Raw genomic sequence first — 26,042 nt, 5'->3', positions numbered from 1 at the left:
TATCAATAATTTTTTAGCACTAGGCGAATAGTTTAATTTTGTGCTTTAATTCTGAAATCTATGAACGAAGCCATTCGAAATCTCGAACCCAAAGCAGTCTGGAAAAATTTCGCCGATCTGAATGCCGTACCACGGCCTTCAAAAAAAGAAGAGCGCGTGATCGCCTTCATGAAGAAATTTGGTGAAGACCTGGGACTGGAGACAATAGTTGATCATATTGGAAATGTCATCATACGGAAACCAGCCACCCCCGGCATGGAGAACCGCAAGGCCATAGTGATGCAGTCGCACCTGGACATGGTGCATCAGAAGAACAACGATACGCAATTCGATTTCGATACCCAGGGAATAGAAATGTGCGTAGACGGCGATTGGGTAAGGGCTAAGGGAACTACGCTTGGTGCCGATAATGGCCTGGGAGTAGCAACTATCATGGCTATACTTGAAAGCGATACCATCCCTCATCCGGACCTGGAGGCACTTTTCACAATAGACGAAGAAACCGGGATGACCGGAGCCATGGAATTAAAAGGAGGTTTGCTAAAAGGTGAGATCCTGCTTAACCTGGACACCGAGGAAGACGATGAGATCGGGGTAGGTTGTGCAGGTGGTGTGGATGTGACGGCCATGGGAGAGTATAAGGAAGAAGAAGTCCCTTCGGCTTACAAAGCCTATAAGATCACTGTAAAAGGCTTGCAGGGCGGGCATAGCGGCATGGATATCATAAAAGGCCTGGGGAACGCCAATAAAATGATGAACAGGCTGTTGTATGCCACTTTAGATCTCATGGAAATTGTGGAGATCCGCGGAGGTAGCCTTCGGAATGCCATCCCTCGCGAAAGTGTGGCAACGGTGGTTATGGATCCTGCTTCAGAAGAAGATTTTAAGGAAGCTTTCGATAGAATGAGCAAGGCAATTTCCGAAGAATATAAACTACTCGAACCCGAATTATCCATCGCGGCTGTAGAAACTGCAGTTCCCGGTTTAAGGATGAATTTTGAAGCAAAAAAGAAATTGGTACATGCCTTACAAGCTGCTCATAACGGAGTGTACAGGATGAGTCCCGCCATAGAAGACCTCGTAGAAACCTCCAATAATATTGCAAAAGTGGCGGTTCATGATGGGCAGATCAAGATAGAATGTCTTACCCGGTCTTCGGTAGAATCTTCTAAAGCAGATCTCGCTAATACCTTAAAAAGCACGTTCACGCTGGCAGGATACAAAGTAACCTTTACGGGAGATTACCCGGGATGGGCACCCAATATGGATAGCCCGATCCTAAAGGTGCTAGACGGTCTTTACACAAAGATGAATGGCGAAAAAGCCAATGTCGCTGCTTGTCATGCTGGGCTGGAATGTGGTATTCTGGGGCAGAATTATCCCGGAATGGATATGATTTCCTTCGGGCCAAATATCAAAGGGGCACATTCCCCCGATGAGCGAGCCAGCATTTCTTCCACACAAAAGTTCTGGGAATTCGTGAAGGAGATCCTCGCAAATATTCCTAAAAAAACTGCATAAAAAAAGCCCGATCGAATCGGGCTTTTTCTTTATTATTCTCCTGTTGGAATTTCCAAAAATTCCACTTCGAAGATAAGGTCTGTATTTGGCGGGATATATGGCCTGTTTCCTGCTTCTCCATATCCTAAGTGAGAAGGAATGAAGATGGTCATTTTATCGCCAACACGCATTATCTGTAGGGCTTCACGGAATCCCGGGATCAAGCGGGGATCGTTAGTATTGGTAACGATAGGCACGTATTGTCCTCGGTCTCTTTTAGCCGGTTTTACATTATCGTATAACTCGGCCACTTCAAGTAAGCTGGTATTGAACATTTGCCCGTTAGTATAGTATCCGGTGTAATTGATCAACATGTCCTGCCCATCTTTAGGTTTAGGACCGTCACCTCTTTCCTGATATGCGTATTTAAGTCCGGACTCGGTAGAATCTGCTTCCATTTTCATATTCACGAAGGAAACCGCCTTATCGATAGCCAGACGTTCAAGAGCCTGTCTCTTCGCCTCTTGTTGGGCTTCGATCTTCTTTAATTCCTCTGCAAAGTCCAATACGGACACATTGCCGCGTTTTATGATATTCACCTCTTGCATAACCACATCCTCAACCGGTTTATCGCCGGGTTTCTCTGTAGGGGTTACACCAATGGAGTCTACTATTTCCTGTCCTATCACCACTTCACCAAACACTGTGTGCTTGCCATCAAGCCAGGGTGTTTCTTTCAGGGTGATAAAAAACTGACTCCCATTGGTAGCAGGACCCGAGTTGGCCATGGAAAGAATTCCTTTACGGTCGTGTTTCAGGCTGTCTACAAACTCATCGGGAAAACGGTAACCCGGATTACCCGAGCCGTCACCATTAGGGTCTCCTCCCTGGATCATAAAATCCTTGATCACACGGTGAAAGATCAAACCGTTGTAATAAGGCTTCCCAAGGTGGATGGAATCTACCATCTTATTGGTTCCCTCTGCCAGCGAAACGAAGTTGGCCGTAGTGATGGGAGTTCGATCGTTGTAAAGTTTTGCAACGAAAGTTCCTTTGTTAGTAACAAATTCTGCATATACACCTTCCGGAAGGTCCGGATATTTATCCTCGCAAGCTGTAAAAACAGTTGCCGATAATAACAGGATCAATAACAGTGATAGTTTTCTCATTTTTATTTTTAGTTTATTGTGATTGTTGAATAGATTTAAGGGTTACTGTACTCCTAACAGGGACATTGGTTCCTAATTTATCTTCAAGACCGTAGTAACCATAAGCTTTATAGGAAGGAAACAGGAAAGTTACCTGTTCTCCCACCTTCATCAGTTTTACACCGTCGCGCAACCCTGATATAAGATCCTGGTTAGACTGGTCTATCTTATAGGTTTGTAGCCCTGTCTCGCTTTCGGTAAGTATTGGTTCCCCTTCCAGGGACTGAATATTGTAGGTAAATGTAACCACGTCGCCAAAATCGGGTGTGGGAACGTCCAGGCTATCCTTTACATTATAGTAGTACCAGAAACCGCGATCGGAAGATAAATAATCATGCTCCGGATTGGCCTCCATTATACTGGCAATTCGCGCCTCTTCTTTCTTGTAAAGTACCTTATTTCGCTTAGCAGATTCTTTGATAAAGCTTCCCGAACTTTGCTGTACAGGTTTTCTTGCTTCCGGGCTTTTGCAGGAAACGAAGAAAATACAACCGAGAACGAGTAGTAATGCAGATCTAAGATTCATCGGTAAGTTCTTTTTTGTGGGACGGCAATATACTAATAAATTCAGTAATGGTCTTATCCAGAGGTAAGCTGCTTCTTCCCCCGGCGGCATTGGTGTGGCCTCCGCCATTGAAATATTTTCTTGCAAATTCGTTCACCGAGAAGGAGCCTTTACTACGCAAGGAGATCTTTACGATCTGCTCCTGTTTGTTCTCAATAAAGATAAGGGCGAAAACCACCCCGGAAACAGAAAGAGCGTAGTTTACAAATCCTTCGGTATCTCCCTTTTTAAAATTATTTTCGTCCAGTTCCTGCTGGGATAAGGTGATGTAAGCAGTTCTGTATTCGGGCAGGATCTTCATATTCTGAAGTGCCACTCCCAGTAGAGCGATACGGTCGGGGGTGTTGGTATCGTAGATATTCTGATGAATTTCGGCGTTATTCACCCCGCATTCTATAAGGTGGGCGATAACCCTGTGGGTGGTAGCCGAAGTAGCCGGATACCGAAACGAACCGGTATCGGTCATAATGCCTGTATACAGTAAAGTTGCCGTGTCGGCAGTGATGAGGTCAAGTTTCCCGAGGGCATCGATAAAATGGAACACCATCTCGCAGGTGGAACTCATGGCCGTATCGCTATAGATAACCGCCGCATAATCATCCGGTTGCTGGTGATGATCGATCAGGATAAAATCTGCCGTGGCCTCACTAAGAGGTTGTACCATATCGCCGGTACGATCCAGGGCGTTAAAATCCAGGGTGAAGATGAGTTCGGCGTCGTTAATAAAGCGGGTACTTTTTTCAACCTCCTTATCGAAGATGAGTACCTGCTCGCAGTCTGGTAGCCATTTCAGGAAATCGGGGAAATCGTTAGGCATGATCACCTGTGCCTCGTGGCCCATGGCGTTTAGGGTATTGGCAAGTGCCAGACAAGAGCCCACGGCATCTCCATCCGGATTCTTATGCCCTACAACGACTATATTTTTGGGTGTGGCGAGCAGTGCTTTGGCACTGGCAGTGATGGCCTCATTCATAGGGGGCTAAGATACAATTTCTTAAAACGAATGTCATAGCCAAATTGCTTAAATTTGACCTAAATCGCAACACCTTTTTCATGAAATCCTTGCTTTATATCCTTCCATGCTTACTATTGGTTTGCTGCGGAAACCCTTCAGAAGAAAAAAATAAAGAAACCCCCGAAAAAGAGAATCAGGCCAAACCTGTGGCCGATTACACCCTGGTTTTTGCCAGTTGCAGCGACCAGGATCGACCCCAGCCGCTGTGGGAACCCATCCTCGAGACAGCACCCGATCTGTTTATCTGGGGAGGCGATAACGTATATGCCGATACCAACGATATGGCAAAAATGAAAGCCGATTACGACAAAGTACTTTCACATCCCGGCTACATGCAATTAGCGGGCAAAACAACCATTACCGGAACCTGGGACGATCATGATTACGGAAAGAACGACGCCGGTACCGAATGGGAGAAAAAACAGGAGGCTAAAACGATCTTCCTGGATTTCATGGGCGTAAATAAAGACGATGAGCGACGAAACCGGGAAGGCGTCTATTTTTCGGAAGTATATAACACAGAGAGAGGAAGTATAAAACTGATCTCCCTGGACACCCGGTATTTCCGCACAAAACTCAATAAAAGCACTAATCCGAAAAGGAGCTACGAGCCCTGGCCCGAAGACCACGACGGCACCCTGCTCGGGGAAGCCCAGTGGGCCTGGCTGGAAGAAGAATTGAAGGACGACAGCGCAGATTTCACATTAATTGTAAGCAGTATACAGTTTTTAAGTAAGGAACACGGTTGGGAGAAGTGGTATAATTTCCCTTCAGAAGTAAAAAGGATGAGAGAACTCCTTAAAACGGCCAAAGCGCCGAATATAATTATTTTGAGCGGCGACCGACATTTAGGGGAGATCTCTGTGGACGCTGAAGCCGGGCTGGGATATCCCCTGGTAGATTTTACCTCCAGCGGGATGACACATACCTGGATCACTTATGCCACCGAAGCCAATGAATATAGGGTGAGCAATGTGGTAAAACGACTTAATTTCGGATTACTGTTATTCGACTTCACCAAAAAGCAGGTAACCTTCGAATTGAGAGGGGAGGACAACTTCATTTACGAGCGGTTTACCCAGCAATATTAAATGAACGTTAATCGCTTGTATGCTGTTTTCAAAAAACGTAGGTTTGCACCGAAATTCAAAAAAAATATGAGAACAGACAGAACGTTTACTATGTTAAAGCCCGATGCCGTTGAAAAAGGACATATTGGGGCTATTCTTGAAAAAATAAATGCAGCCGGTTTTAAGATCGTTGCGATGAAATTAACGCAAATGACCACCGACGATGCCAAAGAATTCTACGCCATCCATAAAGAGCGTCCTTTCTTCGGAGAATTGGTTGAGTATATGACACGCGGCCCTATAGTAGCAGCCATCCTTGAAAAAGACAATGCTGTAGAGGATTTCCGTACGCTTATTGGTGCTACAAATCCTGCGGAAGCTGCCGAAGGAACTATTAGAAAACTATATGCTGCCTCTATAGGTGAAAATGCTGTACACGGAAGTGACAGTGACGAGAACGCTGCTATCGAAGGAGCCTTCCACTTTGCCGGTAGAGATACCTTTTAATACTTCTACTTTCTGGCGGTGCTTCTAATAAGTTTCGGGAAACGAAGCAGCTAGATGCGTAGCAGAATTATTTCAGAAGAAAAAGAAAAAAATACAAGCAGAAACGCCTTTCCCCGGAGAGGCGTTTTTATTTTATAAAGGTTTGGCACATAAGGAAGGCCAAATTAAACAAATTGGCGTTGTAGTGAGATAGGGAATAGTTTGGTTACATTCTTCTAGCGAAGTACGATCTTGGTAATGAGTTCTTTCCCCAGAGCTTCGTTAAGCAGGGAGACGATCTTGGTTTTCCCGTAGCTTAATTCCTCCCTGAGGACCGAGGAAGTTAAATTCACGTAAAGTGTATCCCGTTCCAGTTTAACCGAACTGGTGTACTTTGAAATAGCCTCGCCCATCACTGCCTGCCATGCGTCTTTTACCGTTACCTTGTCAAGGCCCGACTGCAGCCGATTGGCCTGGATAAATTCCTTTAGAACATCGCCCAGGGATGTATTTTCTCCATATCGTTTAGCCATAAGATAAAGGTAGGGGAGTTTTGTGCGTTAGCCAAATTTTCTTAGGGATTATAGGTGAGATAGGGATCGGTGTTTTCTACAACTCTTCCACCAGTTGCATATTATTGCCGCAGGTATCGTTAAAGACGGCGACTTTCACGGTTCCCATCACGGTTGGTTTCATGCTAAATTCCACCCCATTTTTAGTTAATCGCTCATACTCGGCATCCAGGTTAGTGACGTCGAACTGGGTGTAAGGGATTCCCGCTTCCATAAGTGCCTCCTGGTAGACTTTAGAGGGTTCGAAATGAAGCGGAGCCGGTTCCAGTAATAGTTCCGGGCCGTCCTGTGCCTCTTTTGAGACCAGGGTGATCCACCGGTTGCCACCTTCCAGGGGTACGTCTTTCTTCTTTAAAAATCCAAGTTTTTCTGTATAGAACTTTAGGGCCTTTTCCTGATCCCGTACCGGAATGCTAATGAGTGTTACTTTCATCTTTTTATGTTTTGATTACACCTCAAATTTGAGACATCTCATTCACTTTTGCTTCTTGAAAGTTGCTCCTTTCGAAATTTCGCTGGCGATAGTCCTGTTTTCCTTTTAAATAAGGAGCTAAAGGAGCCTAAACTCTCAAATCCCACGGCAAAGCAGGTCCCGGTAACGGTCATTCCCGCTGCCAAGTGATCTTTGGATCTCTCTATGCGTTTGTCGATGAGGTACTGTCTAGGTGTTAGGCCGTAGTATTTTTTGAACAGCCGGATAAGGTGAAACTTAGAAACAAACTGAATATGGGACAACATATCCAGGCTTACATTGAGCTCGTAATTAGTAGCGATATAGTTGCGAACACCAATGACAGTATTTATTTGTGCCTCGTTAGCATAGACGATTGCACGAATTCTATGAAGTTCTTTCTCGTAATAGGTCATTAGTGCGTATTCTTTTTTGGTGGTGGTATGATGTGGCAACGAGATCGATTCCACACAAACTGCCGGATGCTTATTTATTGATATTTCTAAGATAGTATTTTTTGTGGGAAGTTTTTAGGGTAAGGAGACTCCAGGGATGGGATATATGTGTTGTTGGCACCAGTTAATTTAGTTTAGAACCCTTTCAAACATCAGTTTTAATTCCGTCGAATGAGGGTAAACAACATATACTATTGCATTCGGATATTTCTGCTCTTGTATATCAAGTATTAAGTTGTACAATCCAATATTATTGTCAACTACCTTATGTCCAACATAGATAGCAGTCACATTTTCGGGAACAAAATACATTTCTCTATGCTTACTGTCTTTTAAGTCAGTGACTATTCGCCATTCCGACTCATACTCCCAGTGTTTTAATTTCGTAGTGAATAAATACTGGTGAGCATAGGGTTCGGAAGAATTGACTTTTTTCGGACTGGATGTGTAAATAACTGGACGAAGTCCATATGCCTTATAATCTGATAAAGGTGATTCTATTTGCATATCCTTGAATTGAAGAGTAAAACCGTCATAGTTATTCGTGTAGTGAGCCCACATTAAATGGTTGTCAATATTTTGTGAAAGACAACAAACACCAGCAGTAGAGTAATTGTTTCTTACAACAGTATTCATTGATTCTATTCCTTCAACCGTTTCGATTAAATTTATATTGCAATCAAAAGGATCATTAAATTGGCTCGGGTTGGACAAATAGAAATAACTTCGAAACAAACAATCAATACTATATACATTTAACGGATAATATTTGTAAAGAAATTCCGGATGACTAATAAGTTCTCCATCTTTCAGAACATCCCAAATATTTCCATCACCAGGTTTCAGTACTAATTTGTATTTATCGTCTATTTCAAATTCGTTCATTTCTAACTGGTGCCAACGGTCTTGTATATGAAAAGTAACGGATTTTATTTACTAACTTTTTGGATTATAACTGACCTTTAGTTTATTTGTTTTCTTTGGATTAAGTCATTAAAACGCTATTTTTTATATACGTTGTTGGCAATAGTTTTTATTTCATTTAAATATTCTTTTTTCATTTCAGGTGATTGAAATTTAATTAGCTCGTTGATTTTTCTAATTGAAATATCCTTTGTAGCATAGAAATAAGCAAATAATTCAGTCGTAATCGATGTAACACTTCTCAAATATCTAAATTCAAATTTGCCCTTTTTATCATCAGGTATAATTGGAATTTTAATGTTGTTAAACATAACATTTTCTCTAATTTCTCTTCTATTTTCAACTTTATTTGGCATTAAATTAAAAGGGATAAGTAAATCCGCAATGATTGTGTTCCAACATCTACATTCTTCTATGGAATTTATATTCTTGAAGCTAGTACTCCACATATAACTATGTGAAAAATTCACATTAACTAAAGTTATATGATTAAATTTCGTATCTCCTAATAAACAACCACTAAAGTCAATATTTTTAAGGTAGCTAAATGAGAAATCTAGATGATTCAAAATGGCATATAATGAAGTACGTTCGTTGATTTGACTCATATCAATTCCTTTAAATAAATTTCTACCCCATTCTGGAATATTGTTTTCATTTATTCTTCTATTAGTAGATTGAATTATTAAGTCAAATAACTTTTTAGGGTTTATTTTATACTCTCTATTGAATAATACAGGTTTGTTAATATTGCTTAAGTCATTACATAGTCTGTTTCCAACTAGTAAAGCTATCCATTTATCAAAATCAAGAGGTAATTCATTAATAGAGGTATTTTGGATTAACGTTAGCTCATTGTCGTATAACGATGATTTTAAATCACTTTTTGTAAGCAAGTAAGTGTTATTTGAGTTTATTATTTCCTTGCACAAATCAAGTATCTTGTCAATTTTAGATTTATTAAAAGCCCAATCTTCAATTAGTTCTATTGGATATTCTATTTCATCTGGTTTTATAGGGTATTTGTTGAACCACTCGTAGTATAAGCTATTACAGAATAGGTTATTGTTTTTTTCTGTCGCCAACGTTGCTAATAATGGAAACAATAATTTTCTTTTTTCAATTGTTTCCGAAGCTTTTATGTCGTTGGTTGAATCCTTTAATAAAATTAATAGGTCAATAAAAAATCTAATTGTTTGTTCAGTTGGAAAACCTAGAAGAAGTTTTGCTCTGGCTTCCGCTATATTGAAATCTTTGTCTAACGAGTATTTAATAAACACTTTCAAATAATACTCCGCCAATAGTATCTCTGCGAAAGATTGATGTTGAAAATGTAATTTATTATCGTTTTCACCAAAATATGAATGAGATAAAAATTCAATTTCCGTAACATTTTTGTTTTTATAGCGTTCCAATATTTCATTGTCCGATTCGTGGCGGTTATCTCCGTCAAGAACTCGACATATATCAGCTTTTTTTAAAGAACCTTGCTTACCTTGATGCCTTTCAAACATCCATAATGCTGAAATTGAATGAAGTAAATTTCGATACTCAAATTCTTCACTTAAGTTTACGTTGTAACCTGGGTCGTTAATGTGCTTTGCATCTTTCGAAAGAAGATTTAGAAATGATAAATAAACTCCTATTTTACCAACCTCAAGAAAATTTACATTATTTAAGATTAGTTGATAAATCATATAGGCGAAAATCGGTCTTCTTAATTCACTTTTTGACAATGTTTTATTTTCAACTAATGCTTTGTAAATGTCGTATTCTCCATCTTCATAAACAGCTGTTAATACTTTATTTATAATTCCAGTTGTTTTTGAGATATCGATTCTAGGTGCATTTTTTAACGAGGAAATTAGCCAATCATTGAATTGATTTTTTTTGAAGCCATATATTGAAATAAATTGAGGAATTTCTCTTTTTGCTTCATTTAATCTGGTTTTGGGTTTGTGACATTTTAAATGTTGGTCTAATCCATCGTCAAAAGGTCTTGTGGTGATTATAATTTTATTAGTCCTATACTTTTGTTTATCAATATTTTGTATTTGTTGAATAGAGTTAATAACTTTTTCAATACTAACTTTATTTAACTCACCACTTTCATCTAATGAATCTATTAAAAACACATATTTCTTTTTAGCAAATTCTTCTGATTTTATATCAATTGCATATTCAGTTAATAAATAATCTTCTATTACTCCAAGTTTTGTGTTGTGTGAATAATTATGAAAATTTCGCAAATTAAAATAGACTGGAAATTCACCCTCTCTAGTGTTAATGTATTTTTTAGCAAGTTTAGAGGCATAATGTTTTAGAAAAACCGATTTACCTTTACCAAAATCTGCTACTATAAATAAAATTTTGTCTAGGTTATTTTCCGAATTGATTTTAAAATATTCTTCAATCAATTCTAATACTGGATTTAGTTTTTTCTCTCTTTCATTTTCTTTAACATTTTCTTCATATAAACTCTCATTCTCGCTTTCAAAACTTTTAAATGTATTTACATCTTTCCATATGCCATACGTTTCCTCATATTTAAGATTTTCATTTGAAGTAAATCCTATTACACCTAATTTGGAGGTATCCCAAAGTAATTTAGTCTCATTTTTGTCTAATGCATATTCAGAAATTTGTTTTAAATGCTCCTCATAACTTTTGCCGAAGTTTTTTTCAACTTCAGAACTGATATTTGTATTAAAATCTAAAATAAATTTATTAATTACACTTGTTTTAATCCCAAGTTTCTTAAGAATATTTAAATAGTTATTTTTTACAAAGTTTATAGATGGATGATATTCAGGTTGAAATATTAGCAGTATATCGGAAGAATGAAACGTTTTAATTTCTCTGTCGACTACGGATTCATAAATCAATGAAAAATCATTGGCAGATAACGAGTTAGTTAAATCATCTTCTATTTTTTCAATTGAATTATTTGCTTGAATAAAGGCTGACTTAAGATATATTTTTTCTCCAAAATCTTTGAGCTTATTTTTTTCAAGTTTATCAAAGTATTTATCTATCAGAGTTTTACCAAATAACTTAATTATTATTCCAGCGGTTCCAGTAGAATTATCTAATACTTCTTGAGCATTTTCATCAAAATTATTCTTTGTCCAGTCAACAACATTTTTGATGACATCAGGTAAATTATCAATTAATTTTGAGGTTATTTTATTCATTCAGTTCAAATTATTGCCAACTAATCATATCCACCAAAATTTAGATTATATACAATAAATAATCACCGGATATCAATATGTTTTGTGTTACGTTATTGAGGGAGAACTGTAAAGATATAATTTTTTTGGAAAGGATTCTGATAGTGAGAATTGATTGGTGAGAAGAATTTACTGTTGAGCTATTTTCTATTGCTTATTGCTATTTTTTATTGAGCAGTGAGGGAGTGAGAAGTGAATAGTTAATAGAACGATAGTAACTATCATCTTTGTTCTTTTCCTTTTTTTTGCTCCTCCAAATCGTAGATTCACGAACACCAAAAAGTTTAATATTAGGGATGTGAGTAAAAAAAAGGAGTAAAAAGGAGGCCTCTTCTAAGGTATTTTCAAAACGTCTTTCGCGTTTTGAAACCGGTTCCAAAACTCCGCGTCGCTTCGCTCCTGAATCTCGGAGCTTTTGTTCACCTATACTAACGAAGAGGAGTTTTCCGGCTATGCCGGAACTAAATTTTATATAGTGGGGAGTGAATGGTGAATTGAGGCCTTATCTAAACTAAAAAAGTCCAGAGCTGAAATTGAAAAATCAAATAACAAGCACCAAATCTCAATTAAATTCCACAATACTTAGGTTTGAAAATTGAATATTGATCATTATTTGTTATTTGGGTATTGTGATTTGTTGATTGTAAGGAGTGAGTGGTGAGAAGAATTTACTGTTGAGCTATTTATTATTGTTTATTGATATTTTTTATTGAGCAGTGAGGGGGTGAGAAGTGAGTGGTGAATAGTTAATAGTTAGAAGTGAAAGAAGAATCTACTTAAATTCACAAAAGTCAGGGCGTAGCCCTGCAAGTCTTCGGTGCAGAATATGCGAAGAAAACTTCGAGATTCAGGAGCGAAGCGACGCGGAGTTTTCGAGCGGTTTTTGCTGAAGGCAAAAAATTCCTCAGCGAAGTGCCCTTTCTTTTGCTTCGTTTTAGCTCGCACTTTAATATTTGATAAATAGGTGCTCGTGAATCTTCGATTTCTTTGGGCAAGACAAATGCGAAGCATTCATGAATTCCTAAAACAATATTAGCGCATGAATAAAGAAAATGAAGTTAATAATAAGGCAATGCAAAAAAGAAGGTTAAGAAAAGAAATGTTCTTATACTGCATGTTTAACGCGAAGCATTCATGGATTCCAAAAACAATATTAACGCATGAATAAAGAAAATGAAGAAAATAAGAAGTTGGTAGTGAAGAGCGAGAAGTAAGAAGTAAGAAGTAAAAAGACATATAACTACTTCATCATAGCTTGTTCCTTCAGCGTTTTCGGCATTTTTTCAATAGCATAGCGCAAAGCGGTTCTGGGCATTACGTCTTTGTTCGCCATAACGAAATCGAAAACCTTCTCTTCATGCTCCTTACTGGCTTCTTTTAACATCCAGCCGTAGCCTTTCTGTACCAGGTAATCACTATCTGTCAAAAGTAGAGTGGCGATCTCTATGATCTCCCCAAAAAACTTGCCTTTACGGGCTGGGACGATTAGACTTACCGCAGCAGCCCGCCGCATCCAGCGGTTTTCCGAACGAGTCCAGCTTTTTAACTCGCTAAGCAGGTCGGGGTATTTCTGTAGTAGCGTCCCTACCGTATGATTACAAAACGCATCACAGGACGCCCAGTTGTTCACGTACTTATCGATCCAGGATTCGAACAGCTTTAAGTGAGCCGCCTGGTACTGTTTCTTTACATAGTACGAAAGATCACAGGCCATCAGGGCTTCTTCGGCATAGCCGGAATGCCACAGCAACTCGCATAGCTGGAAGACCTCTTCCACCGAAGGTGAATCCATTAACTTGTAATAGTACTTCGACAATGCATGTACGTCGGGATTGCTCAGGCCATACGATTTCAACTCTCCCTTAAAAAAACGCTGACTCTTTTCCTTCACCTTCTCATCGGCGCGGTTTTTCAGGTCGTTCCTAATATCAATTAGAAGAAATTGCATATCGGCCATAGCATTAATTTTGGTAGGTGGTTCAGGGTGTTTCTGAAGCAGAAAAACCTGCAAATTTCCGGTAGCTGTAGATCTTTCCATCCCTGTTCAACACCACCAGCACACTATCACGTGCCTGTAGCACAGTTTCCTTCCAACTATCGAACGGGGTTTTGTAATACATATGCAGGCTGTCGTTCTCTATGTTCAGCAGGAATTTTTCTGCAGCATCGTTCGCCAGGAAATTGCCGTCTAGTTTCGGCTGTACTTTCTTCCGTACGCCCGAGTCGCCGGTTACTTCTATAAAATCGATGGTGGTACTCAACTGGAACAACTTCTCTGTGCCGTCCGGCATCTCTACTTTTTCTATAACCCAATACCCGCCAAGTTTCGCCTTCTGGTTGGCAGGATCCTGCCCGCAAGACAACAGTAGTAATACAAGAAGCAGGAAACTTGAGAATTTTATTAATCTGTGCATAGTTATAATATTTTACTTATCACCCCCTACAACCTGAACATCTTATAGCTCTGGTGAACTTCCTTTACAACTTCTTCGGTGCGCTCGGGGTGGGTATCGCTAATAAATATTTGTCCGAAATTCTCCTCATCCACCAGTTTGATGATCTGGGAAACCCGGGATTCGTCCAATTTGTCGAATATATCATCCAGTAGCAGGATGGGCGATTGCCCAATATGCGCTTTAATGAAATCGAATTGCGCAAGTTTTAGTGCGATGAGGTAACTTTTCTGCTGCCCCTGGGAACCAAATTTCTTCACCGGATGCCCTTCTATCTGGAACAACAGATCGTCCTTGTGTATCCCAAAGTTGGTGTACTGCGTAAACTTATCTTTATTGATGCTTTGTTTTAAGAGATCGATGAGGGGGCCATCTTCCAGCTGACTCTTATACACCAGGTCCACCGTTTCTGTACTGTTGCTTATCACCTGGTAGCGTTTCAGGAAAATAGGGGTGAATTCTTGCAGGAAGGCTACTCGTTTTTGGTAGATCTTCGTTCCGAAATCATCCAGTTGTGAGTTATAGATATCCAGGGTATCCTGGTTGTGGGTGTTGTTAGCGGCGAAATACTTCAGCAGGGAATTCCGTTGGGAGAGCACTTTATTATAGCTAATAAGATCCCGTAGATACTGAGCATCGCCTTGGGAGATCACCCCGTCTACAAATTTTCGCCTTGTCTCACTTCCTTCGATGATAAGGTCGCGATCGGCAGGGGAGATGATCACCGCCGGCAGAAAACCAATGTGTTCACTAAAACGCTCGTAGGCCTTGCCGTTGCGTTTTATCATTTTCTTCTGGCCTTTTTTCGCGCTTACCACGATCTTTTCGTCCTTGTTGTCCTTTTCATATTTCCCATCTATCACGAAGAAATCCTCTCCGTGTTTTATATTCTGACTCGTAATAGGATTGAAGTAGCTTTTTCCGAAGGAAAGATGATAGATCGCATCCAGTACATTGGTCTTTCCTATGCCATTATTACCCACAAAACAGTTTATCCTCGGGTCGAAGTTGAAGGACTCCGATTCGAAATTTTTGTAATTAAGAAGGGTTATAGATTGTAAGATCATAAAAGCTAGTGCGTTGCGAATTATTCAGAAACCTTGGATGTAGCAGAAGAATTCGGGAAAACAAGCTGCAAATTATTGAAAAATAAGCACTTTTTTCACTTTTAAATTCTAATAAAAATTATATTTTTGCCCCTCAATTAAAAGATATTATGGCAACGTACAAGAAAAGAGGGTACAAACCAAAAAATAAGGCTGAGAAGCAGGCGCAGATAGAAGATGGAAGCACAACGGCAGAAGTATTCAAATCGCTGGACGAAGGAGCTTCGCGCACCGAGGCATGGGTAGAGAAGAATCAGAAATACATTTTGGGAGTAGTGGGAGCCATCGCGATATGCGTACTTGGATATATCGCTTATCAGCAGTTCATCCAGGAACCTAAGGAAGTGGAAGCTACCAACGAAATGTTCAAGGCTCAGGAGTATTATGAGCAGGCTCTGGCATCTGCCGATACAGATTCTCTTTACAACCTTGCTCTTAACGGAGGTGAAGGTAAATACGGTTTCCTTGATATTATCGATAACTACGGAAGCACCAGTGCCGGGAACCGCGCAAGATACTATGCAGGGATGGCCTTATTGAATCTGAAGGACTACCAGCAGGCGATCAACTACCTGGATGAATACGATGGAGATGACGAAATGACCGGGCCATTGGCCAAAGGTGCCATTGGAGATGCTTTTGTTCAGTTGGGACAAAATGACGAAGCCTTAAAATATTACGAAGAAGCCGCCAGTATGCGAAAGAATGGTGTTACCTCACCAAGATTTCATCTGAAAGCAGGAAAGACAGCGCTCGATCTTGGGAAAGCCGATGTAGCCCTGAAACACTTCAAGGCCATTTCGGATAATTATCCCGATGCGATCGAAGCAGCACAGGCCGAGATCTACGCAGGTAAGGCCGAAGCAATGCAGTAGCCTATGGCAACCAAGAATAACAATTTATCGTCTTACGATAAAACAACGATCCCAAACGCGAAGGACTTTCGGTTTGGGATCGTTGTTTCTGAATGGAATCCAGCCATCACCAACGGGATGTTCCAGGGAGCCTTCGATGCTATCCTGGATTGCGGTGGGATAAAAGAGAACATCGTTAGGTGGAATGTACCGGGGAGTTTCGAGCTTGTGTACGGCTGTAAGAAGATGACCGAGAGCTACGATATGCTGGATGCGGTGATCGCAATAGGCAGTGTGATCCAGGGAGAGACCAAACATTTCGATTATGTGTGCGAGGCCGTTTCCCAGGGAATTAAAGACCTCAATGTGCAGGGAGACATCCCCGTTATCTTTTGTGTACTCACCGATAACAACATGCAACAGGCCATAGAACGCAGCGGCGGAAAGCATGGAAACAAAGGTACCGAAGCCGCCATTGCAGCCATCAAAATGGCACAACTACGTAAAGATGCCCGCTTTTAATCAGGCAATTATTTAAAAATTAACTTCTTCCATTTCTATTTTTCGGTACGGTAATTGTTGAAAATAAGCCGTGTGAAAAAGGTGAAAAAACGCAGGTTTTTAAGTACCTTTGATCTAATTCCGTACTTATGAAAATTAGTTTTTTAAAGCGCATAAAGCCCAACAATCGTTACAATTATACGCCACGGTATTACAAAGGAAAGGACGAGGATACCACTCCATATGAGTTTGGAACCAAGTTCGACAAATTTGCCGATACCTATAACAAAAACGATTTTGGGGCGCATTGGCGGGAGGCTCGTAAGGATATGCGGAACAGGGGAAATGTGCAGTTCAACAGGACGATACTGATCATCGTAGCATTACTGATCCTGGTATTCTTATGGATCATTGATTTCGACTTTTCAATATTTACACAATAATTGTCTATGCCAGACATCATTCAGCTCTTACCGGATCATGTTGCTAATCAGATCGCTGCCGGAGAGGTCGTTCAACGTCCTGCTTCCGTGGTGAAGGAATTGCTGGAGAATGCCATAGATGCTCAGGCTACTAAAATAAACCTGGTAGTAAAAGATGCCGGAAAGACCCTGGTTCAGGTAACCGATAACGGAATAGGAATGAGTCCTACAGACGCCCGTCTTAGTTTCGAGCGTCATGCCACTTCCAAGATAAAAACGGCAGAGGACCTGTTTAACCTGCATACCAAAGGATTTCGCGGGGAGGCGTTGGCTTCCATTGCTGCCATTGCCCATGTAGAACTAAAATCCCGTACAGCGGCCACCGAGGTGGGAACCCGCATTTGCATTGAAGGTAGCAAGGTGGTTTCGCAGGAGGCAGAGGTGGTGGCAAAGGGAACCACTATTTCTGTGAAGAACCTGTTTTACAATATTCCTGCCCGTAGAAATTTTCTGAAAAGCAACCCTGTAGAAACCCGCCATATCATCGATGAGTTTCATCGTGTGGCACTGGCACATCCGCAGGTAGCATTTACCATGACCCATAACGGAAGTGATGTCTTCAATCTGCCGGAGAGTAATATCAGGCAGCGTATTGTAAATATCTTCGGAAATAAGACCAACGAGAAACTGGTTCCTGTTTCGGAAGAAACCGAAATAGTAAAAGTGAGTGGCTTTGTGCTCAAGCCCGAATATGCTCGAAAGAGCAGGGGAGAGCAGTTCTTCTTTGTGAACGACCGTTTTATCAAGAGTCCGTACCTGCATCATGCCGTTTCGTCGGCCTTTGAAGGCCTGGTGAAGGAGGGTACGCATCCGGGTTATTTTCTCTTCCTGGAAGTAGAGCCTACCTCTATAGATATCAATATTCACCCTACCAAGACAGAGATCAAATTTGACGATGAGCATGCTATTTACGCCATGCTTAGAGCTACGGTAAAGCACAGCCTGGGACAGTTTAGTATTGCCCCGGTACTGGATTTCAATAAAGATGCTGGCTTCGAAACTCCATACGAATACAGCAAGAAAAGCCCTGTGGCACCCACCATCGAAGTGGATAGGAATTTTAATCCGTTCAAATCGGGGGGAGGCTCTAAAGGAGGAGCTTACACCGGTTATAAAGAGAAATCGGCAGGATGGGAATCGCTATATGTAGGGTTAAAAGACGACTTTGAGGCGGTGCCTTCAACCGAAGCAGCCTCTCAGATAGAATTTGAAAGCGAGGAGGTAACCGGCCGTATGTTCGAAGCCGGGGAAACCGAGACGGCACAAATTAGCTTTCAGCTTCAGAATAAATATATCATTAGCCCCATTAAAAGCGGGATGATGGTGATACATCAGCATTTGGCGCATCAACGGGTGCTTTACGAGGAATTCCTTCGGAATATAACAGTGAAGGAAGCTGTGAGTCAGCAATTATTATTTCCCCTTGAAATAGCGCTTACCAAGCCCGATCTTGAAATACTTCGGAAGGTGAAAGAGCAATTAGAACACACAGGATTTTTGTTTGAAGACTTTTCAGAAGAAAAAATAAGCATAAGCGGAATCCCTGTCGGCCTGAACAATTCCAACGCAGGCGCGGTGCTCGAGCAATTGATCACCGATATACGAGATGATGTCCCGGATGCCGGTTTCAGCCTTAACGACCTGCTGGCTAAGAGTATGGCCAGGGCCATGGCAATAAAAAGCGGAACATCCTTAAACAAGGAAGAGAGAGAACATTTGGTAAACAGGCTCTTTGCTTGTAAAGAACCTACCGTGTCTCCCGACAATACCCCTGTATTAATTACGTTGGATGTAACAGAACTTGAAAAACGCTTTATGTAGATGGGAAGAATATCTGAAACCATAAAAGTCTTGATCGTTGTAAACGTGATCTTTTTCGCGGGTACTTTGATGAACCAGGAAGTGGCGTACCGCCTCTTCTCACTTTATTATTTCGATAATCCCAATTTCCAGATCTGGCAGCCTATCACGCATATGTTCATGCATGGCGGCTTATGGCATATCCTTTTTAATATGTATGCCCTTTGGGCGTTTGGAACCCCGCTTGAAATGCGCTGGGGCCGAAAGAAATTCCTGTTCTTTTATTTCTCGGCAGGCCTGGGTGCAGCCCTTATACACTCCTTAGTGAACTATTACAATGTGAGTACTGTTTCGGAGGCTTTGATACAGGCAGGTTGGTCTCCTACCGAACTGGCCAATTACCTGGCAGGCGATAACGGAGGGTCCAGGGCCGTGTTAGAATCGGTTTCCATGGATTCTATAGAGCGCATGGCCGAAAGTTTTAATATACCTGCGGTGGGGGCATCGGGTGCAATTTATGGTATTTTGGTAGCCTTTGCCATTATGTTCCCTAATATCGAATTGATGCTGATCTTCCTTCCTATCCCTATAAAGGCCAAGTATTTCGTACCCGGACTCATAGTGATGGACCTTGTGTTTGGCTTTACTGGATCTGCTATGGGAATCGCCCATTGGGCACATATAGGTGGCGCACTCTTTGGTTTTATCATGGCCTGGTACTGGAAAAAGAATAGTTTCGACAACAGCAGATTGTATTGACGATGGCAGCTTCGAGTTTGACATATAAATACAAAACGGCCGATATGGTTATGAAACTCATAATCATAAACTCTGTACTGTTCCTGGCATTCAGGCTTACGGCCTTTTTTATGCAGTTAAACCCTGCCGATCTCACCAAATGGTTTACGCTGCCGGAAGGAGTTTCAGAATTCATCCTGCAACCCTGGGCTTTTATTACCTACAGTTTTGTGCATTTTAGCTTCTTGCATATACTGTTTAATATGATATGGCTGTATATGTTTGGCCGGATCATCCTCAATCTCTTTTCGGGTAAAAGGCTTTTAACCATCTATTTGCTGGGCGCTATTTTCGGGGGGCTGTTCTTTGTATTGTCTTATAATGTATTTCCGGTCTTCGAGAACAAGCGCGGTTTTCTGCTTGGCGCCTCGGGAGCGGTAACTGCCCTCATGGCGTTTATCGCCACTTATTCGCCCAATACGCAGCTGCGAATTTTCATGTTCAATATTAAACTATGGCATATTGCCGTTTTCCTTATACTGGCAGATCTAATACGGTTATCTACATCGGATAACGCAGGCGGCCTTCTGGCCCATTTGGGTGGCGCTGTGTTTGGTTATGTATATGCTGTACAACTGGCAAAAGGTAACGACATAGGTAAGTGGTTTGAAAATATACTGGATTGGTTTGAAAACCTCTTTAAAACCAGAAAACAGAAACCATTTAAAAAAGTACACCGAACACCAAAAAAGAGCGGTGGCGCAAAAGAATTTGATAAATCCAACCACCAGAAGAAGGTGGATGCCATTCTGGATAAAATAGGAAAGAGTGGTTACGACAGCCTTACAAAAGCCGAAAAGGATTTTTTGTTCAAGGCCGGTAGGAAAGAATAAAACGAAACCAATATAAACCGGGGATGCTAAATAAATTGATGCTTTGGGGCAGCAGATTGTCCGTTTTTCTTCTCGCATTGAGTTTTGTGGTACCTTTTCTGGCGCCATCAGACTTCCCGCAACTATCGCTTGCCAGTTTAGCTGTTTCCCCCCTAATCCTGCTCAATTTTATTTTCCTCATCTATTGGTTATTCAGAAAGAAAAGGAAAATGATCCTAACGGGTCTGGTCCTTGTGATCGCCTATCTTCATTTCGGGCCGTTTATAGAGATCTCTTCTGAAGGGGATAGAGAAGACTACCGTCAATCCCTGAAGATCCTCTCTTATAACGTACGCCTCTTCAATGCCTATGAGAAAGATGTAGACAGTATTGGTGTTGCCGAGGTTATCTCGAATATGATCCGGGAACAAAAACCGGATGTGATCGCGATACAGGAATATTATAACCCCAATAGCTCCGAATTTAGCGAGTACCCTTACAAATTTGTTCATTTTCACGCTAAGAATAAACTGGGTCACGCCATCTTCTCTAAATACCCGATCGTGAACAAGGGCGCCTTCGATTTCAACAAAACCTACAACAACAGTATCTACGCCGATATTGTAAAAGGACGCGATACGATAAGAGTGTATAACCTCCATTTGCAATCCCTGGGGATACTACCTAAGATGGGTTATTTACAGGATGGCGATTCCGAAGTGATACGTTCCCGTATGTCGCAAGCCTTTGTTAAACAGGAGATTCAGTTAAAGGAGATACTGGCGCATAAGAAAACTTCACCCTACCCGGTTCTAATGTGCGGCGATTTTAATAATACTCCTTTCTCCTATATCTACAGGCAGGCTAAAGCCGGGATGAAAGATAGTTTTTTGGAAAAAGGAAACGGAATTGGCACCACTTTCAAGTTCGATTTTTACCCGGTACGGATCGATTATATCCTTACCTCCCCATCGTTCGACGTAATCACCTTCGAAACAGTAGAGAACACCTTTTCAGACCATAGCCCGGTTTCGGCTACCGTTGGCTGGCCCGTGAAAGCCGATTAACCTAAGTCTTAAATTGTGTCCAGTTTTTGTGCCTCCAGGTAGTGTAGCGCATTTGGGCCTTCATTAAATAAGAGATCCAGCACAGACAAATTAGGCAGGTAACCGTGATGCGCTTCTAAAACCTGCGTGTAGGGAGGAAAATCAAAGTCCTTCTCCTTTTTAGCTGCAACCAGATATCGATAATCGGGAATGGACGGACTAAGCTCGAAACTTGTGGTTAATTCCACAGGTTTACTTATACCCAGCAAATCACAAAGTAAGGTGAAGATGTTGAGGTTGTGATCCAAGAGTTTTTCTACCGGACGGGTGAACAGAGGCCTGAGGTCGTCTTCATAATATTCGAAGAAAGGGGAGGTGCGGTAAGCGGTTTGTAACGACTTCCAGTGCTGCGACTGCCATGGAAAGCTATCTTCGGGAACAACATCCCGGGTTTTTTGCCTGTCACCACCACGGCTGTGTTTTACAGGGACGTAAAGTAATAGACGCCCGTTAGTATGAGCGATATAGGCGCGGTTTCGGTAGGTTTGTTTTTGGTAATTATCCTGAACCTCGAACACAACGCCATCTGCCGCCACTATCGCAACCATATGCGAGATGGAAGGGAAATAGGTGGGATGGAGAAGTATACGTGCGATACGTTTATTCGTTGATGTGTTGGACGTAGAATTCAGACTTATTCACTGTGTTGTGATTTTCTTGATGCGTTTAGCTAATTTGTGGGTTTTTCAACCTGGTCTCTTCGTTGCCGGGATGTCAATCCAAATTTTTAATCGGGTGGAAATTGATGCCAACCAAGTAATTTCTCGAAAGAATATTGATAGGTTCATTGTTTAACCGAATATCCTGAATTACTTCAACTCAACAATTCCACCACCTTTGTTAGCGCTTCGCTTTCTTCTTTCTTTTTCTGAAGAAATCGAACACAAACCATCCTGCAAGGAGGATGAGGAAATATTTAAAGTAGGACACCGGCTCTCCCTCACCACCTACGGTAGTAAATAGCCTGTTCCAGCGGATCTTGTTCGAGATTCCCTGCCCGTGACTGTTCCAGCTAAACCATACAAACACGGGTTTCCCCACCACGTGATTAAAAGGTACATACCCCCACATACGTGCGTCCTGAGAATTACTCCGGTTGTCTCCCATCATCCAGTAATAGTCCATTTTAAAGGTGTACTCTGTAATGGGTTCCCCATTGAGTAAAACCTGGGTTCCGGACTGACTTATCTTGTTATCTATCCCCAATTCCCTGCCTTCATATACTTCGATGATCTGCCGGTAAAACGGAATCGACTCCGGCGTAATGGCAACCGTTTTTCCAGCTTCAGGAATATAGATGGGACCAAAATTATCGGTGTTCCAGGAATACTTTGGGTTGTTAGGAAATGCATTCTGATCGTACTTCCCGGCAGGTGCCAAGGCGCGTTCCATGGAGATCACACTGGGGTGATTCTGTAGTTTGTTCGCGGCCTCGTCAGATATTGCCTTAAAGTAATAGACATTGTCGTTCTGATAGTACTGGTAGTCGTCTGTAATATCGTATCGATTTTTAAGGATCCCGTCCGAAATTCGTCCGCTGGTCTTCACAAAATACCCAAACTGCAGCTTCGCCCTGTCCGGCAGATCGTTCTCCTTTCCGTTAATAAACACATAGCCGTCCCTAACCTCGAGAGAATCTCCGGGTAAGCCCACACAACGCTTTACATAATTGGTTTTCTTGTCCAGTGGCTTTATATACGAACCCTTGAACGGTCGCTGAATATCTACCAAAGTATCAACCGGCCAGCTGAATACCACTATATCGTTTCGCTCAATATCCTCGAATCCCGGGATCCTGAAATACGGATATTCGGGGCCTTTTACATAAGAGCGGGTCTTTAAAACGGGGATGGTGTCGTGCACCATTGGCAGAGATACCGGTGTAATAGGTGTACGTGCTCCATAATGGAATTTGCTTACAAACAAAAAGTCCCCAACCAGTAAGGTCTTTTCCAAAGAGGAAGTTGGAATAGTGTATGGCTGCATGAAATAAGTATGTACAATGGTTGCAGCAACCACGGCAAACAGTATCGAACTTACCCATTCGCCGGCACTTGTTCTTGGTTTTAAACTTCTGTCTTCGATATAAGTAACATCTTGGGTGTAGTTGATATAGTAAATGTACAATCCAAGGGTAAGCAGCACCAGGACCGTATCTGTAGTACTATTTCTACCAAAACTTCGTATGGTCTCTACCCAGACCACCGGGAACATAATGAGATTTACGATCGGGATAAAAAGTAGTATCGTCCACCACCAGGGCCGATTTATTATTTTCATCAGGACAATGGCATTGTAAATTGGTACGCCTGCCTCCCATGCCTTTCTACCTGCTTTTAAATATAATTTCCAGGTTCCTAAGAAGTGAACCAGCTGTAGTATGAGGATAAATATTAACCAGCCTGTTATCGTCATTTTTTATTTTTTTTCTGAAGGAACCCCTCCAGGATTGTTGTTTTGTTTTTATTCAATTCCGAGGACATCTTTCATCCCGAATACCCCTTTCTTGTTCTGAAGCCACTGAGCAGCCAGGATGGCTCCTTTTGCAAATCCGTCCCTGCTATGAGCCTCATGCTTTATAGAGATAGTATCAATTTCCGAACTATAGGTGATCTCATGGGTGCCCTTTACATCTTCTTCTCGTTTCGCATGGATTGGGACAACAGCATCACCCTGCCCGTCCAGTTGCCAGGCCTCTTTAGCCGTGTTTTTTATGATCCCTTCGGCCAGGCTAATGGCAGTACCACTTGGCGCATCTTTTTTCTCGGTATGATGTATTTCCTCTATGTTAATATCGTACATAGGCCAGGAGCTCATTTGCTTGGCAAGATATTCATTCAAGCCGAAAAACAAGTTGACCCCAATGCTGAAATTGGACGCGTAGATAAAACTTCCGTTACGCTCTTCACATAGGTTTAGCACTTTGTCATAGTCTTTCAGCCAGCCGGTGGTTCCACTCACAATGGGAATCCCGTCCATAATACAGCGGGATATATTTTCAATGGCAGCTTCAGGAGTTGAAAAATCGATCGCAACATCGGCTTCTGCCAGATCACCACGTTCATTTGCCCTGTCTTTGATAAATACTACCTCATGCCCGGCTTCAACAGCCAGTCGTTCAATGGTCTTTCCCATCTTTCCGTAGCCCAATAGTGCGAGTTTCATTTTAAATTGAATTTAAAAGAGAGACTGTAATTTGCCTGGGTACTGATGGGGTCTACGTAGAGGTTCGGACTCAAAGTAAGGTCGTCGCTTACGTTATACTGACTCAAATGCGCATCCACATTCGCATCGATAATATTCACCAGGTAAAAAGCCAGAGATACGATGATACTTATATCCTTATTTTTTTGTGCCGAAATTTGTGCGTCTATCAGCCGGTCGTCCGAGATCACAGGCGTGGTCCCGGATCCGTAGAACTCATCATCGGTAAAGCCGGCAAGCCGACGCTTATAGGCATCCCTGAACCGGTCGTAATCCTTATCGTTCTGGATATAGAAATAAACCCCGGTTGCCATCCCGGCGTAGATGATGGGGATCTTCCAGTACTTCTTGTTGTAGGCCTGTCCCAAACCAGGTAATACCGCCGAATAGAAAGCAGCGCGTGAAGGCGCAAGGGGGTCGTAACTTTGTTTGTTATTGATGGTGTCCTGTACCACGAGAACTTCTTCCCTGGATACGTTCAGGGAATCGGGGGTTTGCGCAAAAAGTGAAGTTGCAGTAAGTATGAAGAGGATGTATAATAGCCTACTTTTCACCTTTTATCTGATTCAAAATTCGAAGAAAATCTTCTTTATTCGCAAATGGGACTATAAGTTGCCCTTTGCCCGAACCATTTACTTTTAGCTGAACCTTGCTATCGAGTAGGTCTGTAAGTTCCTTTTTTGCTGCTGAAGCGTAAGCGGGTAGTGACTTCGTACTGCTTTTAGGAGCAGTTTCAGGGCCTTTGATACTTCGTACCAGGCTTTCAGTTTCTCTAACCGAAAGTTTCTTGCTCAGTATCTGCTCGTAAATATCGAGCTGTTGGTCCAGATCCTCCACATTAATGAGTGCTCTCCCGTGACCCATAGAGATAAATCCGTCGCGCATCCCAGTCTGGATGATGGGGTCTAGCTTGAGTAACCTGAGATAATTGGCTATGGTAGAGCGGTTCTTACCCACACGATCGCTCAAGGCCTCCTGGGTAACCTGGATCTCCTCAATGAGACGTTGGTAGGATAATGCTATTTCAATGGGATCGAGATCCTGCCGCTGTATATTCTCCACCAGTGCCATTTCCAGGGATTCCTGGTCGTTAGCGATACGGATGTAAGCCGGGATGGTATCAAGACCGATAAGCTTTGAGGCCCTGTATCGTCTTTCACCACTTACCAGCTGATATTTATTGAAGCCAAGTTTTCTAACTGTAATAGGCTGTATTACGCCCAACTCTCGAATAGAGGAGGCTAATTCGCGCAGGGATTCTTCGTTGAAACTGGTTCTTGGCTGAAAAGGATTAACCTCGATGGTATCGAGTTCCAGCTCTACTATATTCCCAACTACCTTATCGGCATTCTTATCATCTGCAGATTTTATATCGTTTGCCGGATCCTTGAGTAATGCAGAGAGTCCGCGTCCTAATGCCTGTTTTTTCGTCGCCTTCGCCATACCG

The 26,042-nt window shown here is 41.8% G+C and carries 26 protein-coding genes; 10 read left to right on the top strand and 16 right to left on the bottom strand.

The features are described from left to right. The first annotated feature begins 60 nt into the window (after positions 1-60). The gene (locus C5O00_RS00745; RefSeq protein WP_105214043.1) at positions 61-1,521 is read left to right on the top strand and encodes an aminoacyl-histidine dipeptidase; all 1,461 of its coding nucleotides are present in this window, start codon (positions 61-63) and stop codon (positions 1,519-1,521) included. A 32-nt stretch (positions 1,522-1,553) separates the two neighbouring features. Here the strand turns inward: C5O00_RS00745 and C5O00_RS00740 are convergent, their stop codons facing one another. From C5O00_RS00740 to C5O00_RS00730, 3 genes are read right to left on the bottom strand one after another with little or no spacing between them, the layout of a single operon-like run. After that, a complete protein-coding gene (locus tag C5O00_RS00740; RefSeq protein WP_105214041.1) occupies positions 1,554-2,669 on the bottom strand; it encodes a peptidylprolyl isomerase in 1,116 nt (371 codons plus the stop codon). Positions 2,670-2,682: 13 nt separating this feature from the next. Then, positions 2,683-3,234, bottom strand: a complete 552-nt coding sequence (gldI, locus tag C5O00_RS00735; RefSeq protein ID WP_105214039.1) for a gliding motility-associated peptidyl-prolyl isomerase GldI — start codon at positions 3,232-3,234, stop codon at positions 2,683-2,685. Next, complete coding sequence (locus C5O00_RS00730) at positions 3,224-4,246, bottom strand: DHH family phosphoesterase (RefSeq protein WP_105214037.1); 1,023 nt, start codon at positions 4,244-4,246, stop codon at positions 3,224-3,226. Before C5O00_RS00730 ends, gldI begins: the two co-directional genes overlap by 11 nt. 80 nt (positions 4,247-4,326) lie before the next feature. Here C5O00_RS00730 and C5O00_RS00725 point away from each other — a divergent pair, with 80 nt between their 5' ends. Next, a complete protein-coding gene (locus tag C5O00_RS00725; protein ID WP_105214035.1) occupies positions 4,327-5,379 on the top strand; it encodes an alkaline phosphatase D family protein in 1,053 nt (350 codons plus the stop codon). 66 nt (positions 5,380-5,445) lie between these two features. Then, positions 5,446-5,865 (top strand): nucleoside-diphosphate kinase, encoded by a 420-nt coding sequence (locus tag C5O00_RS00720; protein WP_105217534.1) that lies wholly within the window; start codon positions 5,446-5,448, stop codon positions 5,863-5,865. 215 nt (positions 5,866-6,080) lie between these two features. Here the strand turns inward: C5O00_RS00720 and C5O00_RS00715 are convergent, their stop codons facing one another. From C5O00_RS00715 to recF, 8 genes are all read right to left on the bottom strand, one after another. Next, the gene (locus C5O00_RS00715) at positions 6,081-6,377 is read right to left on the bottom strand and encodes a DciA family protein (RefSeq protein WP_105214033.1); all 297 of its coding nucleotides are present in this window, start codon (positions 6,375-6,377) and stop codon (positions 6,081-6,083) included. Positions 6,378-6,453: 76 nt separating this feature from the next. Then, complete coding sequence (locus C5O00_RS00710; RefSeq protein ID WP_105214031.1) at positions 6,454-6,849, bottom strand: VOC family protein; 396 nt, start codon at positions 6,847-6,849, stop codon at positions 6,454-6,456. Positions 6,850-6,887: 38 nt separating this feature from the next. Beyond that, the gene (locus tag C5O00_RS00705) at positions 6,888-7,337 is read right to left on the bottom strand and encodes a helix-turn-helix domain-containing protein (RefSeq protein WP_158676743.1); all 450 of its coding nucleotides are present in this window, start codon (positions 7,335-7,337) and stop codon (positions 6,888-6,890) included. A 114-nt stretch (positions 7,338-7,451) separates the two neighbouring features. Beyond that, complete coding sequence (locus tag C5O00_RS00700) at positions 7,452-8,207, bottom strand: DUF2971 domain-containing protein (protein WP_105214028.1); 756 nt, start codon at positions 8,205-8,207, stop codon at positions 7,452-7,454. A 116-nt stretch (positions 8,208-8,323) separates the two neighbouring features. Further along, positions 8,324-11,440, bottom strand: a complete 3,117-nt coding sequence (locus tag C5O00_RS00695) for an NACHT domain-containing protein (RefSeq protein ID WP_105214026.1) — start codon at positions 11,438-11,440, stop codon at positions 8,324-8,326. Between the two features lie 1,279 nt (positions 11,441-12,719). Beyond that, positions 12,720-13,517: a DNA alkylation repair protein gene (locus C5O00_RS00690; RefSeq protein ID WP_212390063.1), complete on the bottom strand. Its 798-nt coding sequence runs from the start codon at positions 13,515-13,517 to the stop codon at positions 12,720-12,722. Next, positions 13,459-13,893, bottom strand: a complete 435-nt coding sequence (locus tag C5O00_RS00685; protein WP_105214024.1) for a hypothetical protein — start codon at positions 13,891-13,893, stop codon at positions 13,459-13,461. The genes C5O00_RS00690 and C5O00_RS00685 overlap by 59 nt, the downstream gene beginning before the upstream one ends. Positions 13,894-13,919: 26 nt before the next feature. Continuing rightward, complete coding sequence (gene recF / locus C5O00_RS00680) at positions 13,920-14,999, bottom strand: DNA replication/repair protein RecF (protein ID WP_105214022.1); 1,080 nt, start codon at positions 14,997-14,999, stop codon at positions 13,920-13,922. A gap of 149 nt (positions 15,000-15,148) precedes the next feature. Between recF and C5O00_RS00675 the strand changes: the two genes are divergently transcribed. The 7 genes from C5O00_RS00675 (at position 15,149) to C5O00_RS00645 (ending at position 21,352) form a co-directional block, all read left to right on the top strand. Then, the gene (locus C5O00_RS00675) at positions 15,149-15,913 is read left to right on the top strand and encodes a tetratricopeptide repeat protein (RefSeq protein ID WP_105214020.1); all 765 of its coding nucleotides are present in this window, start codon (positions 15,149-15,151) and stop codon (positions 15,911-15,913) included. 3 nt (positions 15,914-15,916) lie between these two features. Further along, positions 15,917-16,414, top strand: coding sequence for a 6,7-dimethyl-8-ribityllumazine synthase (gene ribH / locus C5O00_RS00670; protein ID WP_105214018.1), 498 nt, complete (start codon positions 15,917-15,919; stop codon positions 16,412-16,414). A 128-nt stretch (positions 16,415-16,542) separates the two neighbouring features. Then, positions 16,543-16,836 carry a hypothetical protein gene (locus C5O00_RS00665; RefSeq protein ID WP_105214016.1) on the top strand — a complete coding sequence of 98 codons (294 nt, stop codon included), beginning with the start codon at positions 16,543-16,545 and terminating at the stop codon, positions 16,834-16,836. A 6-nt stretch (positions 16,837-16,842) separates the two neighbouring features. Next, positions 16,843-18,696: a DNA mismatch repair endonuclease MutL gene (gene mutL, locus C5O00_RS00660; protein WP_105214014.1), complete on the top strand. Its 1,854-nt coding sequence runs from the start codon at positions 16,843-16,845 to the stop codon at positions 18,694-18,696. Continuing rightward, the gene (locus tag C5O00_RS00655) at positions 18,697-19,434 is read left to right on the top strand and encodes a rhomboid family intramembrane serine protease (RefSeq protein WP_105214012.1); all 738 of its coding nucleotides are present in this window, start codon (positions 18,697-18,699) and stop codon (positions 19,432-19,434) included. A gap of 50 nt (positions 19,435-19,484) precedes the next feature. After that, positions 19,485-20,306, top strand: coding sequence for a rhomboid family protein (locus tag C5O00_RS00650; RefSeq protein WP_244593007.1), 822 nt, complete (start codon positions 19,485-19,487; stop codon positions 20,304-20,306). 23 nt (positions 20,307-20,329) lie between these two features. Continuing rightward, on the top strand, positions 20,330-21,352 hold the full coding sequence (locus tag C5O00_RS00645) for an endonuclease/exonuclease/phosphatase family protein (protein ID WP_105214008.1): 1,023 nt from the start codon (positions 20,330-20,332) through the stop codon (positions 21,350-21,352). An 8-nt stretch (positions 21,353-21,360) separates the two neighbouring features. Here the strand turns inward: C5O00_RS00645 and C5O00_RS00640 are convergent, their stop codons facing one another. From C5O00_RS00640 to C5O00_RS00620, 5 genes are all read right to left on the bottom strand, one after another. Continuing rightward, on the bottom strand, positions 21,361-21,939 hold the full coding sequence (locus C5O00_RS00640; protein ID WP_244593006.1) for a WbqC family protein: 579 nt from the start codon (positions 21,937-21,939) through the stop codon (positions 21,361-21,363). A gap of 292 nt (positions 21,940-22,231) precedes the next feature. Next, entirely contained in the window at positions 22,232-23,806 is a 1,575-nt protein-coding gene (gene lepB, locus C5O00_RS00635; RefSeq protein ID WP_105214004.1) for a signal peptidase I, read from the bottom strand. 48 nt (positions 23,807-23,854) lie between these two features. Then, a complete protein-coding gene (gene dapB, locus C5O00_RS00630; protein WP_105214002.1) occupies positions 23,855-24,556 on the bottom strand; it encodes a 4-hydroxy-tetrahydrodipicolinate reductase in 702 nt (233 codons plus the stop codon). Then, positions 24,553-25,149 carry a DUF5683 domain-containing protein gene (locus C5O00_RS00625; RefSeq protein WP_105214000.1) on the bottom strand — a complete coding sequence of 199 codons (597 nt, stop codon included), beginning with the start codon at positions 25,147-25,149 and terminating at the stop codon, positions 24,553-24,555. The genes dapB and C5O00_RS00625 overlap by 4 nt, the downstream gene beginning before the upstream one ends. Continuing rightward, positions 25,139-26,038 carry a ParB/RepB/Spo0J family partition protein gene (locus C5O00_RS00620; RefSeq protein WP_105213998.1) on the bottom strand — a complete coding sequence of 300 codons (900 nt, stop codon included), beginning with the start codon at positions 26,036-26,038 and terminating at the stop codon, positions 25,139-25,141. Before C5O00_RS00620 ends, C5O00_RS00625 begins: the two co-directional genes overlap by 11 nt. Between the last annotated feature and the right edge of the window lie 4 nt (positions 26,039-26,042).

It is taken from the genome of Pukyongia salina (genome assembly GCF_002966125.1).
In the GTDB taxonomy this organism is placed as follows: domain Bacteria; phylum Bacteroidota; class Bacteroidia; order Flavobacteriales; family Flavobacteriaceae; genus Pukyongia; species Pukyongia salina.
The sequence above is the reverse complement of the archived record's forward strand: the minus strand, read 5'-3'. Positions and strand labels throughout refer to the sequence as shown.